General features: G+C 60.1%; 16 protein-coding genes. 9 read left to right on the top strand and 7 right to left on the bottom strand.

From position 1 onward, the window contains the following. Positions 1-196 precede the first annotated feature (196 nt). Entirely contained in the window at positions 197-1411 is a 1215-nt protein-coding gene (gene purT, locus ACIY1O_RS09055) for a formate-dependent phosphoribosylglycinamide formyltransferase (RefSeq protein ID WP_397474770.1), read from the bottom strand. A 144-nt stretch (positions 1412-1555) separates the two neighbouring features. Between purT and ACIY1O_RS09050 the strand changes: the two genes are divergently transcribed. The 7 genes from ACIY1O_RS09050 to ACIY1O_RS09020 all read left to right on the top strand — a co-directional run bounded on the left by ACIY1O_RS09050 (position 1556) and on the right by ACIY1O_RS09020 (position 7977). Further along, positions 1556-1834, top strand: a complete 279-nt coding sequence (locus ACIY1O_RS09050) for a hypothetical protein (RefSeq protein ID WP_397474769.1) — start codon at positions 1556-1558, stop codon at positions 1832-1834. Between the two features lie 84 nt (positions 1835-1918). After that, entirely contained in the window at positions 1919-3211 is a 1293-nt protein-coding gene (locus ACIY1O_RS09045) for an imelysin family protein (protein ID WP_397474768.1), read from the top strand. 5 nt (positions 3212-3216) lie between these two features. Continuing rightward, entirely contained in the window at positions 3217-4764 is a 1548-nt protein-coding gene (locus ACIY1O_RS09040) for a di-heme oxidoreductase family protein (RefSeq protein ID WP_397474767.1), read from the top strand. A gap of 11 nt (positions 4765-4775) precedes the next feature. Then, complete coding sequence (locus ACIY1O_RS09035; RefSeq protein WP_397474841.1) at positions 4776-5849, top strand: imelysin family protein; 1074 nt, start codon at positions 4776-4778, stop codon at positions 5847-5849. After that, positions 5830-6996, top strand: a complete 1167-nt coding sequence (locus tag ACIY1O_RS09030; protein ID WP_397474766.1) for a DUF1513 domain-containing protein — start codon at positions 5830-5832, stop codon at positions 6994-6996. Before ACIY1O_RS09035 ends, ACIY1O_RS09030 begins: the two co-directional genes overlap by 20 nt. Positions 6997-7117: 121 nt before the next feature. After that, a complete protein-coding gene (locus tag ACIY1O_RS09025) occupies positions 7118-7327 on the top strand; it encodes a dodecin (protein WP_397474765.1) in 210 nt (69 codons plus the stop codon). Positions 7328-7338: 11 nt separating this feature from the next. Continuing rightward, positions 7339-7977, top strand: coding sequence for a class I SAM-dependent methyltransferase (locus tag ACIY1O_RS09020; RefSeq protein WP_397474764.1), 639 nt, complete (start codon positions 7339-7341; stop codon positions 7975-7977). A 156-nt stretch (positions 7978-8133) separates the two neighbouring features. Here the strand turns inward: ACIY1O_RS09020 and epsC are convergent, their stop codons facing one another. Further along, positions 8134-9054, bottom strand: a complete 921-nt coding sequence (gene epsC / locus ACIY1O_RS09015; protein ID WP_397474763.1) for a serine O-acetyltransferase EpsC — start codon at positions 9052-9054, stop codon at positions 8134-8136. Positions 9055-9172: 118 nt separating this feature from the next. Here epsC and ACIY1O_RS09010 point away from each other — a divergent pair, with 118 nt between their 5' ends. Next, positions 9173-10150 carry a 2-hydroxyacid dehydrogenase gene (locus tag ACIY1O_RS09010; protein WP_397474762.1) on the top strand — a complete coding sequence of 326 codons (978 nt, stop codon included), beginning with the start codon at positions 9173-9175 and terminating at the stop codon, positions 10148-10150. A gap of 34 nt (positions 10151-10184) precedes the next feature. Here ACIY1O_RS09010 and ACIY1O_RS09005 read toward each other — a convergent pair whose 3' ends face one another. Then, a complete protein-coding gene (locus ACIY1O_RS09005; RefSeq protein WP_397474761.1) occupies positions 10185-11933 on the bottom strand; it encodes a methyl-accepting chemotaxis protein in 1749 nt (582 codons plus the stop codon). A 175-nt stretch (positions 11934-12108) separates the two neighbouring features. On the opposite strand from ACIY1O_RS09005, the gene ACIY1O_RS09000 reads away from it, so the two are divergent. Further along, positions 12109-12684: a copper chaperone PCu(A)C gene (locus ACIY1O_RS09000; RefSeq protein ID WP_397474760.1), complete on the top strand. Its 576-nt coding sequence runs from the start codon at positions 12109-12111 to the stop codon at positions 12682-12684. A gap of 145 nt (positions 12685-12829) precedes the next feature. On the opposite strand, the gene ybgF is transcribed toward ACIY1O_RS09000, so the two are convergent. The 4 genes from ybgF to tolA form a co-directional block, all read right to left on the bottom strand. Then, positions 12830-13519: a tol-pal system protein YbgF gene (gene ybgF, locus ACIY1O_RS08995; protein ID WP_397474759.1), complete on the bottom strand. Its 690-nt coding sequence runs from the start codon at positions 13517-13519 to the stop codon at positions 12830-12832. A 122-nt stretch (positions 13520-13641) separates the two neighbouring features. Continuing rightward, a complete protein-coding gene (gene pal, locus ACIY1O_RS08990; protein ID WP_397474758.1) occupies positions 13642-14142 on the bottom strand; it encodes a peptidoglycan-associated lipoprotein Pal in 501 nt (166 codons plus the stop codon). A gap of 31 nt (positions 14143-14173) precedes the next feature. Continuing rightward, positions 14174-15481: a Tol-Pal system beta propeller repeat protein TolB gene (tolB, locus tag ACIY1O_RS08985; RefSeq protein ID WP_397474757.1), complete on the bottom strand. Its 1308-nt coding sequence runs from the start codon at positions 15479-15481 to the stop codon at positions 14174-14176. Between the two features lie 13 nt (positions 15482-15494). Continuing rightward, positions 15495-16108, bottom strand: a 614-nt coding sequence (gene tolA / locus ACIY1O_RS08980; protein WP_397474756.1) for a cell envelope integrity protein TolA, incomplete at its 5' end; no start/stop codon positions are given.

Genomic DNA, 16108 nt, shown 5'->3' with positions numbered 1-16108 from the left:
GTATTTTGTTTAGAAGGAACCGTTGTCGCCTTCAGGTTAAAGACATTTTATTGGATATAAAAATAGTTATTAAGATGGCGATATTGGGTATTGAGTTCCATAAATGGAACAATTAAAGGGGCACAAAGACAAAATGGGTCTCGACGCCTATGCACAACGAAGGTTCGGCGGCGACGTTGGGCTGCGCCCAGGCCGGCTAAGATTGGATATCCGGACGCCGGACCCTGACACATTGGGCCACGCGCCGTGCACGTTCACGTGCGGCTTCAATGTTGTCGTCATAAGCCACCGCCACGCCCATGCGCCGATTGACGAAACTGTTGGGTTTTCCGAAAAGGCGCAATTCAGATTGCGGAATACGCAGCGCTTCATCGACGCCTTCGAATACGACGCCTTGGGCGTCGACGCCGCCGTAAATCACGGCACTGGCTCCGGGGCTTCGCAAGCGGGTGTCGACCGGCAAGCCCAGGATGGCTCGCGCATGAAGCTCGAACTCGCTCTGCCATTGGCTGATCATGGTGACCAGGCCGGTGTCATGCGGGCGCGGGCTTACCTCGCTGAACCACACCTGATCGCCCTTGACGAACAGCTCAACCCCGAAAACCCCCAGGCCGCCCAGGTCGTCCGTGATTTTGCGCGCGACCTCTTGGGCCTTGTGCAGGGCCAGGTCGACCATGGGTTGCGGCTGCCAGCTTTCAACGTAGTCGCCCGCTTTCTGAAGATGGCCGATGGGATCGCAGAAATGTGTTTCGGTCTGACCGTCGGCGCCCATGGCGCGTACTGTCAGTAGTGTGATTTCGTAGTCGAAATCGACAAACCCCTCGACAATGATGCGGCCGTGGCTGACCCTTCCCCCCGACATGGCGTAGTTCCATGCGGCTTCGATATCGTGGGGGCCGTCGATACGGCTTTGCCCCTTGCCCGAGCTGCTCATCACGGGCTTCACGATGCACGGGTAACCAATGCCGCCGTCAATTGCCGCGCGCAGTTCGTCGAGCGAATCGCAGAAGTGGTAGGGACTGGTCGGCAAGCCCAGCGACTCTGCGGCCAGACGGCGTATTCCTTCGCGATCCATGGTCAGGCGTGTGGCACGGGCGGTGGGTATGACGCGCGCCTGGCCAGCCGCCTCGAGTTCCTCGAGGGCGGGGGTGGCAATGGCTTCGATTTCGGGAACGATCAGATGGGGCTTGACCGAGCGGATCAATGCCTTGAGCTGCTCGGGGTCGGCCATGTCTATCGTGTGCGCATGGTGGGCCACCTGCTGACCGGGCGAGTTTTCATAGCGGTCGACCGCTATGGTTTCGACTCCGAGGCGCTGCAGCGCGATAAGTACTTCTTTGCCCAGCTCGCCCGAACCCAGCAACATTACGCGGGTGGCGGAAGGAGAGAGAGGGGTGCCCAGGGTCGTCATGCAACACTCATTCACAGTAGTTTGGAATCCGAATTGTACGCTGAGGCGGCGGCGGCTTTATGTTCACTTGGCCGCAATTAAGTTGACTCGAACCCCTTCTTTTAAGATAATAAGAACTATTCTCATTGCTATTTGAGGGTGTTTATGTCCTTGATCTGGTCATTCGCGCCGGTGTTCATGCTGGCGTCTGTGTTGCTGGCTCTGGCGCGCCGTTCCGGCAGCCCCGCGCCGTGGGCTTGTGGCGTTTTCGCGGCCTTGTTTTTCTTGCTTGGGGTGTTGGGCTTGTCCGCTGAAATCAGCCAGGCATCCGCCCTGGGTACCGGCGTACTGTTTATTCTGGTGGGGCTGCCTTTGGCGTCGTCGGGTGTGGCTCTATGGTGTCGGCTGGCGCCACGCATCGGCAATTCCCTTAATTTTTCCTGAACATGGTGTAATCGATAATTGGAATCGTTTAGAATTACGGGTTACACCAATCGGCGCCTGTCCGCCAACCAGGAGAATTGTTTGATGCGCAGTATGTTGCTTGGGGCATTGCTGGCCCTGTCCGTAGGTTCGGCCCACGCGGCCGTTGATAAAACCGCCGTTGTGAAAACCTATGCCGACGTGGCCCTGGCCGAGTACCAAGATGCATTGGCAACCGCCAAGCGCCTGCAACAGGCGGTCGATGCCCTGGCGGCAAAGCCCAGCGCCGACACACTCCGTGCCGCGCGGCAAGCCTGGCTCGATGCGCGTGTGCCGTATCAGCAGACCGAGGCTTTCCGCTTCGGCAACCCGATCGTTGACGCCTGGGAGGGCCGGGTAAATGCCTGGCCGCTGGACGAAGGCATGATCGACTATGTAGACGCCTCGTACGGCATTGAATCTGACGTCAATGCTTATTATGTTGTTAACGTCATTGCCAACGACAGCATCAGTGTGGGCGGCAAGGCCGTCGATACAAGCGTCATTGATGCCCAGCTGCTCGGCGAGGTGCTGCACGAAGCCGATGGCAACGAGGCCAATGTGGCCACCGGTTATCATGCCATCGAGTTTTTGCTGTGGGGTCAAGACCTCAATGGCACCGGCCCTGCACCCGCCGACCGTCAGGGTACGCCCCAAGAACGCCACGCCGGCAATCGTCCATACACCGATTTCGATCTTGCCAATTGCACCGGTGGCAACTGCGACCGGCGCGTCACCTATCTTACCGTGGTTACTCAGATGCTGGTCGACGACCTGCAGGAAATGGTTGAGAACTGGGAGGCCGACGGCGGCGCCCGTGCCGATGTGCAAGCCGATCCGCAGCAGGGCCTGATCGCCATGTTGACCGGACTGGGCAGCCTTTCGTATGGCGAATTGGCGGGCGAGCGCATGAAGCTCGGCCTAATGCTGCACGATCCCGAAGAAGAACACGACTGCTTCTCCGACAATACCCATAACTCGCATTATTACAATCAGATCGGCATGATGAACGTGTATTACGGGCGCTACAAACGCATTGACGGCACGGTCGTCGAAGGAACCAGCCTGTCGCAATTGGTCGCCGAAAAAGATGTCGAGCTCGATAAAGAGGTGCAGGCTCGAATGAATGAGGCCCACGAAGCCATGCTGGCCATGAAGCAGCGCGCGGAAACCACGGAAACCTACGACCAGATGATCGCGCAGGGTAATGCCGAGGGTAATCAGACAGTGCAAGCGGCCATCGACGCGCTTATCGCCCAGACGCGCAGCTTCGAACGGGTCATTACCGCGCTCGACTTGGGCGGCGTAGAGCTTGAGGGCTCAGATAGCCTCGACAGCCCGGACGCAGTGTTCCAGTAAAAGTGATGGCCGTGTCAGAGAAAAGGCGCCGGTTCACCGGCCTTGTGCCTGTGGCAATCGGTGTGCTGGCTGTATTGCTTCCGGTGGTCGCCCCTGGGGCGGCGCCGCTGTCGCATCGCGACGATCTCACTGACGAAGACCGCAGCCGTGTCGCGGCCATTGTCCGGCCGGCCACCGAATTTTCCGTGCCGGAGCCGTTCGAGGTTATGCAGGGCGGCGCCGGCACCGTCGACAAGCACGTCAACGCCGACATCTATTCCCATCCGGCAGCCAACCTCAGTTTCGAGGGGCGCCAGGAATTCATGGTGGGCAACGGCCTGTTTCGTAAAGACTGGGTGTCCTCGCCCGCTTCTACGCAGGCATCGGACGGCCTGGGGCCCTTGTTCAACGCGCGTTCGTGCCAGGCATGCCACGTCAAGGACGGGCGCGGCACGGTACCCGGTTTCGAAAAATTCGAACAGCGAGATTCGGTGGCGCTGCTGGCGCGCCTGTCTCGCCCCACCAGCGTGCAAGACGCGCGCGAGCGCATCGGGCACGGAGAAATCCAATGGATGCCGGACCCTGTATACGGTAATCAGCTGCAGCCGTTTGCGGTTGCCGGCGTGCCCGCCGAGGGACAATTGTCGATCGAATACCGCGAGGCGCCTGTGCAGCTCAATGGCGGCGAGACCGCGGTGCTGATGCAACCCGTCTATCAGGTGCGGAACCTCAACTACGGGCCGCTGCACCCAGACACCGTCATTTCGCCCCGCCTGGCTCCGCCGATGTTGGGGCTTGGCCTGCTCGAGGCCATACATGAGGGCGATATATTGGCTAATGCCGCACGTGAAAAGCCGGATGGCGTGGCCGGCAAGCCGAATTGGGCCTGGACGGAGGACGGGAAGCGGGTGCTGGGGCGCTTCAGCTGGAAGGCGGGCCAGCCAGATGTGCACCACCAGGCTGCAACGGCGTTTTCAAATGATATGGGCTTGTCGACGCCCCTGTTCCCCGACCACCACGGCGATTGCACCGAGGCGCAGATGGATTGCCGGCAGATGCCTCATGGCGCACAAGAACATCTGGGCGAGCACGAAGTGCCCGCGAGGTTGGCCGACTTTGTTACCTTCTATTCCGAAAACCTGGCCCTGCCTCGGCGACGCGATGTCGACGACCAGCGCGTGCTGGCCGGAAAGAAGCTATTTTATGAGTCTCAGTGCGTTGCCTGCCATGTGCCCAAGTACGTCACCAGCCGCGACGCGTCTCGTCCCGAGTATCGTTTCCAGCTGATCTGGCCATACACTGATTTATTGCTGCACGACATGGGTCCGGGCTTGGCGGACGGCCAGGTCGAGGGCGAGGCGAGCGGCAGCCAGTGGCGCACTCCACCCCTTTGGGGCATAGGCCTTACCAAGACTGTGAATCCCGATGCCACATGGCTGCACGACGGCCGTGCGCGCACTTTGCTTGAGGCCGTGCTGTGGCATGGGGGCGAGGCACAGGCCGCTCGCGACCGCGTGGTCGCCATGACTCCTGAAGAGCGTGGAAACCTTTTACGCTTTCTCGAATCGTTGTAGGGAAAAACGTGATGAAGAAATGGATGGCGGCAGCGCTGCTGGCCGTGGCGCCATTGGCGGCCCAAGGTGATGCTTTGCCCGAGACCGACGATGGCCTTGGGAGTCGGCTGACCCAGGTTTACATTGCGCCGGCGATGGCCGAGTTCCAGCAGGCGGCGGCGCATATGGGCGATACCTTGCAAAGCGCTTGCAGTACAGCCCATGAAAGCGGTAGCACAGAGTCGGCGGCAGCCTTCGAGCGCTTGGTCAAGGCGTGGGCCGGCATCGAGTTTTTGCGCTTCGGTCCCCTGGTCGACTTGAATCGCTTTGAAAACATTTATTTCTGGCCCGATCCGCGCGGCGTCATGACAAGACAGGTTCAAGGCATGTTGGCCAAGCCGGTCGCCGAAATTCCTGATGCCCGTGGCCTGGCGTCTCACAGCATCGCCTTGAAAGGGCTGCCGGCGCTGGAATATGTACTGTATAGAAACAAAGGGCTGTTAACGGGAGCCGAAGCTGACAACCGGGATACAGCATGCGCGTATGCGCTGGCAGTGGCGGGCAACCTTGAGCAAATCGGCGCCGACCTGGCGGCGCAGTGGAGCCAGGGCGGTGAGCAGGCCGGCCTGTTCGCCCGCCCCAATGCCGACAACCCGCTTTATCGCAGCTCTCAAGAAGTTGCCGCCGAGGTGGTCAAGGCTTTGTCCACCGGTCTGCAGTTCCAGGCTGACGTCAAGCTGGCGCCGGCCCTGGGCACAGATGTCGCGAAGGCAAATGTCCGCAAAGCACCGTTCTGGCGCAGCGGGCTTGCCGCCACGTCGATCGAAGCGGCTGTGCAGGGCATGCTTGCGTTTTACGATGCCGGGCAATATCGCTTTGCGAACGCTGCATGGTTGGACCAGAACATAAGGGGTGAGCTGAAGCGGGCCGCCGATCACCTGGCGCAAATGCATGGCTCAACCGATGAACTCTTCGGCGCAGAAGACAGCCATCGTGAGCTGGTGTTGGTAACGCTGCTGCTGCGTAATGCCAAAGACCTCGTCGACCAGCATATGGCGCCTGCCTTGGGCGTAAGGATAGGGTTCAATGCACTTGACGGAGATTGACCGGCGTCGCTTCTTGGCTTTCGTGTTGGCGTCGGGCGCCGTGCCCTTATGCGGAGCCGCCCAGACGCCGCCAAGCACAAGCCAGGCTCTATACCTGGCGGCCCGCAAGCGCGAAGGCCAGTATGAGGCGGCGGTGTTCGATGCGGCCGGAACCGACCTTCGTGTTGTGCCCTTGCCTGATCGCGGGCACAGCTTTGCCATCGACAAAGAGCGGCGGCGCGCAGTCGCCTTTGGGCGTCAACCGGGGTTCTTTGCGATGGCTTTCGATCTTGAAGGCGGGGAGCCGGCTCGGCCCCTGCCAATCGCAAAGGGAAGGCATTACTTTGGCCATGGCGTCTACACGCCTGACGGCCGTCTTCTGTTTGCCACGGAAAACGATTATGAGGCGGGGCGGGGTTTGCTGGGTATTTATGACGCATCCGCACTGGGCGGGTATCGACGGGTGGGCGAGTTTTCGTCGGCGGGAATCGGGCCGCACGAAGTCGTCTTGATGCCCGATGGGCACACGCTGTGCGTCGCCAACGGAGGCATACTGACCCACCCCGATTACGGCAAGCTTGAACTTAATCTCGATTCCATGAAGCCGTCGCTGGCATATGTGGATGCACGCAGCGGCAAGCTGCTCGAACAGGTGTACCTGCCGGACGAATTGCACCAGCTTTCCTTGCGCCATATGGCATTGGACGCAACGGGCGCGGTATGGGTCGGCTGCCAGTACATGGGCCCGGCCGCCGTCCGTCCCGCCTTGGTGGCCCGCCATCGGCGCGGCGAGCCGATACGGCTTTTCCCAGGGCCGCCCGAGGTGTTGCGCGGCATGCGCAATTATGTGGGTTCCGTGGCGGCAGACCCCGGCGGCCGTTTCATCGCCACCTCAAGCCCCGTGGGCAATTGCGTGGTGTTCTGGGAAGCAGTCAGTGGAAGCTTTCTTGGGCAAGTAAGACTGAATGATGGATGCGGCGTGGCGGCCGCCGCCGACAATGGGTTTTTATTGAGTAATGGCCTGGGCGCCTTGGTGTCTATCGGTCTGGCGCATGAGAGCCACACAATGGTTGACACAGCCGACCTGGCTTTGGAGGGTGAACGGCTAACCACGATCTTGTCAGAGCAGCCTGGCCGCGCCTGGGATAACCACCTGCGTAAGGTCTAAGCCAATTGAATGGCGCCACGCGGCCCAGGCTGGTATTACTTGCCGGTTTGTGCCTTGTGGCAGTCTCTCAAACCATTTACCATGGTTCAACCACCAACGAGTTCAGCGCAAGGAGCGAACCATGAGCACCAATCATGTCTACAAGCAGATCGAACTGACCGGTTCGTCGCCCACCAGCATTGAAGACGCGGTGTCCAACGCCATCGCGAAGGCAAGCGAAACCGTACGCAACATCCAGTGGTTTAACGTTGTCGAAACCCGCGGCCATGTCGTAGACGGCAAGGTGGGGCATTGGCAGGTCACCATCAAGCTTGGTTTCACCATGGAGTAAACCTTCTTTCCATGCAGGATGATTTTCAGCCGGTAAATAGCGTTTCCGCAGCGACGCTCGACGACTACAACAAAAACGCCAAGGGCTTTCGGGCCGGCACTTGGGGCCATGACGTCAGCCAGAACATCCAGGCGCTGCTGCGGCACATCCAGGCTGAACCGCCGTTTCGCATCCTGGATTTCGGCTGCGGGCCGGGTCGCGACCTAAGCGCTTTTTCTCAACTTGGCCATAATCCCGTGGGCCTGGATGGCTCGCGGGAATTCGTCGCGATGGCGCGCGAGGCTTCGGGATGTGAAGTCTGGCATCAAGATTTCCTTAAGCTCGATCTGCCCGATGCTTATTTTGACGGCGTGTTTGCCAATGCGTCGCTGTTCCACGTGCCCACCGCCGATATCGGGCGCGTTTTGCTTGAGTTGAATGCGTGTCTTAAGCCGGGCGGGGTGCTGCTAAGCTCCAACCCCAGGGGCGCCAACCAAGAAGGCTGGAACGGGGCCCGGTATGGCGTCTATCACGACCTGGCATCATGGCGTCAAGATCTTGAGCAAGCCGGCTTCACCGAGCTCGATCATTACTACCGTCCCGACGGCTTGCCGCGCGAACAGCAACCGTGGCTGGTTACCCTCTGGCGCAAGGCGGACGACCCGGCTTAGCGTTCGCTAAGGCTTCGCTTTTATAGCGGTCGGGATGCCTAAACCAACAGCCAACAGCAAGGGACGGTACAGCGGCAAGGCGGCAGTCGTTTTAGGCTGGAGCCATTTGCGGCGGGGCAGCGCTTGGGCAGGGAACTGTCCAGGCACTGTCCGTGATCAGAGGCGGGCGGTTTCTTGACGGCTGGGCGTGCAGTCTGCCTGGGTAACATAGCTGCCCGCAGCGACGTCCTGAGTCAGCCAGACATTGCCTCCGATGACACAGCCCCGCCCCAGCGTAACGCGCCCCAAAATGGTGGCGCCGGCATAGATGACCACATCGTCTTCAACAATGGGATGGCGCGGCAAGCCTTTTTGCAGCGAACCGTTTTCGTCGGTGGGAAAACGCTTGGCGCCCAAGGTAACTGCCTGGTAGATGCGCACGCGTTCGCCAATGACGGTGGTTTCGCCGATTACCACGCCGGTACCGTGATCAATGAAGAAACTGCCGCCAATCTGGGCCCCCGGGTGGATGTCGATGCCTGTCTGGCCATGAGCCAGTTCGGACGCGACCCGAGCCAGAAGAGGCAGGCCCTGCTGATACAACTGGTGTGCAATACGGTGATAGATCATCGCTTCCATGCCGGGGTAGCACAGAAGCACTTCGTCGACCGTTCGTGCGGCGGGGTCGCCGTGATAGGCGGCCAAGGCGTCGCTGTCGAGCAGGCTTCGGATGTTTGGCAGCGAGGCTGCCAGTTCGCGTATGGCCTGGCCGGCCCGCGCCTGGATGGCCACGTTGCCGACGTCTTCGTCGTGGCGCGCCATGTAGCGCAGTTCGAGGCGTGCCTGATTAAGCAGTGAATGCAGGGCCGACTCCAGTGTGTAGCCCACGTAGTAGTCTTCACTTTCGTGGCGCAGGTCGGTCGGCCCGAGACGCATCGGAAACAACGCGCCCTTAAGGTCGTTCATGGCTTGCGCCACCGCTTCGCGCGAAGGAAACTCGCGTCCGTCGGGTTCTCGGGGACGCCCTTGGGAATCACGCCAGTTCTGGCGGATTTCATGGAGGGACTTGACGATGGGGTTGATGTCGAAGACGGCCATATGGATACTGCCTGGTGATGACTTGGGACAATGATAAATGTTACCACCCAATGGCGGGCGTTTTGTTTTTACGTATCGCGTGCCGGGGCCGAACAAAGGGAACGTAAAATACATCGCCATGAAACCCACTTCCATCCAAACGTCAGGCGGCGCGACGAATCAGGGCAAGCCGCTGGTACTTGTCCTGCCCGTCCTTGGCGACGAGCATCTTGCGTTGATTGAACGAAACTATCGCATAATTTATGCCCCTAAGCCGGATTCGGTCCAGGCCCAGTTGGCGGCAGCCGATCCTGACGTTCGCGCCGTGCTTACCAGCGGCACAATAGGCCTTGCAGCGGAAGCCATCGCGGCGATGCCGCGGCTTGAGCTGATCTGCGCGTTGGGGGTGGGTTACGAGAACATTGATGTTTCGGCGGCCAGGGCCCGCGGGATAGTGCTGGCAAACGGCGCCGGCGTAAATGCAGATTCGGTGGCTGATCATGCCATGGGCTTATTGCTGGCAACCGTGCGGGGCATCGTCACTCTGGACGCACAAGTGCGCCAAGGCTTGTGGCGCGACGACCTGCCCTTGCCGGCCGATGTGTCGGGACGGCGGCTCGGTTTGCTGGGGCTGGGGGATATCGGCCATAAGATCGCCCGTCGCGCCCAGGCCTTCAATCTGGAAATCGGCTATTGCACGCGTAACGCGCGCACGGATGTACCGTATCTCTATCATGCCAGTGCGCTCGAGCTGGCACGCTGGTGCGACTTCCTGATCGTCATTACTCCCGGTGGCCCATCAACCCGCCACTTGGTCAACGCTCCGATCATCGAAGCCATAGGACCACAAGGGGTTCTCGTGAATGTGGCGCGAGGCAGCGTGGTGGACACCGCAGCCTTGGCAGAGGCCTTGCGCCACGGCCGCCTGGGCGGTGCGGGGCTGGATGTGTATGAAAGCGAGCCGTTGCGGCCCGAACTGCTTATGGGGTTGCCGGGCGTCGTGCTGACACCTCACGTGGGGGGAAGCTCGCCTCAGGCCGTGCGCAACTCGGTTGATCGCTTCCTGGCCAATGCCGACGGACATTTCGCGGGGCGTGGCCCCGACAGCCCGATATAGAGCCGGCCGGGGCCGCAAGGTTTGGCCTGATAATTTAGAACTCGTCCCAGTCGCCGCCCAGCGCGGCAGCCGACGCGCCGCCGGCGGCTGCCACCGCCAGGGCCGGAGCGGCCAGGCGTGGTGCGATGGGCTCGTGCGTCTCCGGTTTGTACCCTTCGCTCTGGAACTCGTCAGGCTGGTATTCCGACGAATGAGAAGACTGGGCATGCTCTTCAAATTCGTGTCCGACATTGAACACGCCGACCACATCCACCAGCCTGCGGGCCTGGTCGCGCAGGCTGTCCGCGGCAGCGGCGGATTGCACGACCAATGACGCGTTTTGCTGAGTGACGCCGCTAAGCTGGGCGACGGCGTCGTTGATTTGGTTTAGCCCCGAGGTTTGCTCGACGGTCGCTGCGCTGATTTCGTTGATCAGGTCGGTAACGCGCCTGACCTGCGTGACGATATCGGCCATGGCCGCACCGGCGGCATCGACCATTTTGCCGCCTGCTTCGACTTTCTGCGCGCTATCGTCGATAAGCTGCTTGACGTCCCTGGCGGCCGAGGCGCTTTTTTGCGCCAGGCTTCGCACTTCGCTGGCCACGACGGCGAAGCCGCGCCCTTGCTCGCCGGCGCGGGCCGCTTCAACGGCGGCGTTCAATGCCAGGATATTGGTTTGGAAGGCGATCGAATCGATGACCCCGATGATGTCCACGACTTTCTGCGACGAAGAGTCGATGTCGCGCATGGTGGAGACGACGTCGTTCACGACGTCGCCGCCCCGGGTGGCGGACGCGCTGGCGGACGAAGCCATGTCGGCCGCTTGGCGAGCGACGTCGGCGTTGTTCTTCACGGTGCTGGACAGCTCTTCCATGGCGGAGGCCGTTTGGGTCAGGTTGGCTGCCTGCTCTTCGGTGCGTTGCGACAGATCGGCGTTTCCGACGGCGATCTGATTCGAGCCGGTGGCGATGTGATCGCTGCTGCCGCGCACCGCCGCGACCACCTTGCGCAAGGATTCCTGCATTTGGTTCATTGCGTGCACCACGCTGCCGACAGCGGCTTTGCGCGTGTCGATCTTGCTTGTGAGGTTGCCCTGGGCGATGGCGGCCGCGATGCGCGCGACGTCGCGGGGTTCGCCTCCAAGCTGGCGGGTGAGCACACGGGTAATGAGCCATCCTAGAAGAACGGCCAATATCGCGCCGCCCAAAGTAAGAGCAATCAGGCTGTAGAGCGTCGTGCGGTATATGCCCGCGATCTGCTCCGAATAATGCTGCGCGATATTCTGCTTTTGGGCCGTCAGCATGCTGATTAATATTTCGGCAGTGTCGCCTCGCGAGCGTACTTCGCTGTACAGCCTATCGGTGATGACTTCTTGGCTGGGAAGATCGGCCCGGTTCTGTGTGACCAGGGATTCGACCGTTTCTCTGTATTCGTTGACGGCTTTTAAAGCGTCTTGAACCAGCTTTTTGTCTTGGTCTGAATCGAACGATTTTTCGAGGTTTTGAAGCTCATAGACAAGAGAGTCGAAACGCGACTCCATGGCGAGGAACTCGGCGACATGCACGCCGGCGTCGGGCGCCAGCAGAGTGTTGCGCAGGGCCCGTCCGGCTGAGACGATATGCAGACGGGCTTCAGCGACCGCCGCCACGCCAAGCAGCTCTTGCTCGTACATGTGGTGCGCCATTTGGTTCATCTGCTGAGTTGAACGGACTCCCACCGCGCCGATGACGGCAGAGATCGCCGCTACGATAAGAAACCCGCCGATTAGCCTGGTTCTGACCGTCGTATTGCTAATCCAACCCATTGTCTGCTCCATCCCGCATGTTTGTGATCGTGGTTTTTAGTTTTAACGACTCAAGAGACGACAAGTTTAGTTCGCCTTCTTTGGATGAACCCCCGGTGGGCGTGTGGATCATGGGTTCATAGCAGAGGTTCGCGGTACACTCGAAGCCGGAAACACCCAATCATTCGGAGTCAAAATGAAACACGCGTTTGTCGCTAGATTGGCCCTGTGCGGTGCAGCGGTCCTGGCTTGGCCGACTGTCATGCAGGCGTCCTCCTCACAGCTACCCATGCAACTGGCTCACGCTCATGGCGCTAAAGCACACAATAGCCACGGCCACGATCATCATGCACATCAGGCGCCGTCGCAAGAATCCATTGCGGCCATGCCGGTCGCACCGTCCGTTGCCATCGCCGATTGCTGGATCCGGCTACTGCCTTTGCCGGCGCCTTCGGCCGGATATTTCAAGACGGCCAATAAGGGCGATGGCAGCGTCACACTAACCGGGGCGGCGTCCGCGCGCTACGGCCAGGTCATGCTGCACCAGACCACGCATACCGATGGCATGAGCCGGATGTCCTCGGTCGAGGGGGTCGAGATTCCCGCCGGGCAAACACTTGAGTTCAAGCCGGGCAGCTATCACATCATGCTCGAAAAGCCCACTGACGAAATCAAGGTCGGTGACACCGTCGCCATGCAGTTCTTGTTCGAGTCGGGCGAGAAAGCCGAGGCCGATTGCGACGTGAAGCCGGCCAACACATTGGCCAAATAAGCTGGCTGTGGCTTAGGCCTGTTCTGATCGAGCAGATATGCCAGGTCGAGCCCCATAGCGAACCATGAACCAGCAGCACGGGCCGGCCTGCAAATTGCCACAGGCGCCGGCGCGAGGCCGTGCGCTCGCGGCAAACTGAAGCGTTTTATTGAAGTAGTTCGAGGCGGCTCTTCGCGGTATCGGCGGCCGAGCTTTGAGGATAGTCGCGCACAATTTGTTCAAGGCTGGCTTTTGCGCCGGCCATGTCGTTGAGTTCGATCTTGCTGGCGGCGACGATTAGCAGGGCGTCGGGCGCTCGTGGGTCGTTGGGCGCATCCTGGGACAGCTTCTGCAATTGGGCGACGGAGCCTTTGAAATCTTTAGTGGCATACATGCTGCTGCCCAGATAAAACTTGGCTTCGGACGCCAGTTGACTGTTGGGATAATCTTGCAGGAATCCGTTAAGCCCCTGGGCGGCCTCTTTATATTTGCCGCTGCGGAAGAGGCCCATTGCGTTATCGTACGACGCTTGTTCGCGTGGGTTGTCAACCTGTATCGAGCTGCCGCCCGCTTGGTCCTGGCCCGCGCGCTTATTGATGTCGAGCTCAAAACGCATGCGTTCGATCTGCCCACGCATGTCGGCGATTTCATGCTGCAGGGTTTCTATTTGGTCAGCGAGCAAGAAGCGGGCTTGCTGGTTCTGATCGTGCATCTGCCTCACTTGCTGGCGTAGCTCGAGTATGGCCCTGCGTGCCTCGTCGTCGGCGAAAGCATGGGCGGGCAGCATGAAAATCGCCGAAAACGTAAAGGCGGTGGCCATTACCAGGGGACGGGATGTGGAAACAAATCTGCGCATCGTGAGGCTCCGGCGCCGCATTCGAGCGGCGGGCTAATTTGTATCTGAGATATTAACGAAACGGAAACAAAAGCGCCGCGACGGAAAGCCGCCGCGGCGCCGCAGTGACTCAAGCCGTTAGATTAACGCCGATAGACGATGTCTGCACGACGGTTTTCGGCAAAGTCGGCTTCGGTGTTGCCATGAGCCTTGGGACGCTCTTTACCGAAGCTGATGGTTTCGATCTGGTCGGTGCGCACGCCCATGAGGGTCATCATGCGAGCGACGGCTTCAGACCGACGCTGCCCCAGAGCCAAGTTGTACTCGGCGCCGCCGCGGGCGTCTGTGTTGCCTTCAATGACAATTTGCTGCTGGCCGTTGTTGGAGAGATAAGAGGAGTGCATTTCGACCACATTGCGATATTGGTCGGGTACGACGTAGCTATCAAACTCGAAGTAAACCGAGCGTTGCTGGGCCAGTGGACTTTGTGGATTGAAAGGGTCCATAACCTGGCCGGTGGACGCGCCGTCGCCCATGCCGGCGCCGCTGCCGGACTGGGATTCGTCTAGGGGCACGGAGCTGCAAGCCGCCAACGAAGCGGCAAATGCGGCAACACTAAGGCTTTTTACGATACGCGATCTCATTTGAGTTCCTTTTAGAAAGAGTCACGAAAAACTAATTGGTAAATGGTCCCCAGGTGGGCTCACGTACTTTGCCGTCGAGAGTCGACAATGTCTGCCTTACCCTGCCATCGGTGGAAACCACGGCCAGTACGCTGCGCCCGCCCTGAATGGAACTATAGAGGACTTGCATTCCGTTCGGTGCGAAGCTGGGTGATTCGTCGTCGGGCCCGTCTGTCAACAATTGCTCGGCTCCTGTCGCCATGTTTTGCAAAGCGATGCGAAATGCGCCATCCCTTCGTGTAACGTACACCAGTTCGTTTCCGCTTGGCGAGAGGGCCGGTGAAATGTTGTAACTGCCATTGAACGTAATGCGGGTGGCATTTCCGCCTGATACAGGCACGCGATAGATCTGCGGTGCGCCGCTGCGATCACTGGTGAACACCAGGCTGCTGCCGTCGGCCGAATAGAAGGGCTCGGTGTCGATCAGGGGTGAGCGCATGACACGGCGCAAGCCCGAACCGTCGGCGTTGATGGTGTAGATTTGGGCGATGCCGTCGCGCGATAGTGTGATGGCAAGCTGTTCGCCGTTCGGAGACCAGGCAGGGGCGCTGTTGTTGCCTTTGAAATTAGCGATAGGGAAGCGCTGTCCGGTGGCCAGTGTCTGTACGTAGACGACGGGCTTTCCGGTCTCGAAGCTGACATAGGCAAGCTTGGAGCCATCTGGCGACCAGGCAGGCGAGATGATCGAATGCTTGGAGCGCAGCATTACCTGTGGGTTCTGTCCGTCGGCGTCTGCAATTTGTAACTCGTGCGTGTTGTTTTTCTGCACGACGTAAGCGAGCCGGGTCGAGAAGACGCCTCGTACGCCTGTAACTTGCTCGTAGATGCGATCGGCGATTTGATGGGCGATACGCCGCAGCTCTTTTTCGGAGCCGCTAAAAGCCACGCCGTCGAGCTGGCTTTTTTGGTTCACGGCGCCCAGACGATAGCTGATGGTGTATTGCCCAGCCGCCTGGCTGATGCTGCCGTAGGCGATGTAGTGTGCTCCGCGGTTATGCCAGTCGTCGTAGTCGATGGTGCTTTCGGCATCGAGTGTGGCTCCGGTGGCGTTGACCAGGCGGAACTGGCCCGAACGGGTAAGGTCGGCGCGAATTACCTCGCCAATGAGTTGGCCCTGGGGATCACCGGTGAAGTCGGCGATGGCGATGGGGTACTGGGTAGCGCCCACGCCGGAGATGTCGACCCGAAGCTGAGCCTGGGCGGTGCCGACGGCAAGCAGGCTTAGGGCAAGCAGCAGTCCGAACAGGCCTGCCCGCCATGAGCGATGCATGGTCTTGGTTACAGGGATGGCGGTGGTCATGTCGGCTGATCTCCTATTGGTCATACATTTGATAGTCCACGTCGATATATGGAGGATACTTGCCCGAAGGTGGCTTGGGGAAGGGATTGCAGCCCTTGATTCCGGATTCGACCGCCCGGTCGAAGGCCGGGTTGCCGGAAGAACGCATCATACGGGTTCCGGTCACGTTGCCGCTGCCGTTCAGATTCACCCTGTATTGTACTGTCGGGTTGGGGCCGTTGCGAGGTGGCGTCGCATAAACTACGCCGGGTCGCACGCATTGACGCACCAAGGCCGCATAGCCCGAGTCCGAGCCGCCGCCTCCGCTCTGATTTCGGTCAGCCGTGCCGCCGGCGATGCCCGCGGCTCCTAGAGCGTCGCCGCGCATCGCTGCCCGGATGGCGTCTTGTTTGGCTTGCTCTTCTTTGGCTTTCTTCTCGGCGGCTGCCTTGGCTGCGGCGGCTTTCTTTTCAGCCGCCGCTTTGTCAGCAGCAGCTTTCTTCTCAGCGGCCGCTTTTTCGGCGGCAGCTTTTTCAGCGGCGGCCTTCTTCTCGGCCGCAGCCCTTTCAGCAGCGGCTTTGTCAGCAGCAGCTTTCTTCTCAGCGGCCGCTTTTTCAGCAGCGGCCTTTTCAGCAGCGGCCTTTTCAG

This window comes from Pusillimonas sp., assembly GCF_044464525.1.
GTDB lineage: Bacteria > Pseudomonadota > Gammaproteobacteria > Burkholderiales > Burkholderiaceae_B > Pusillimonas.
This window is presented reverse-complemented; position numbering and strand designations above follow the sequence as displayed.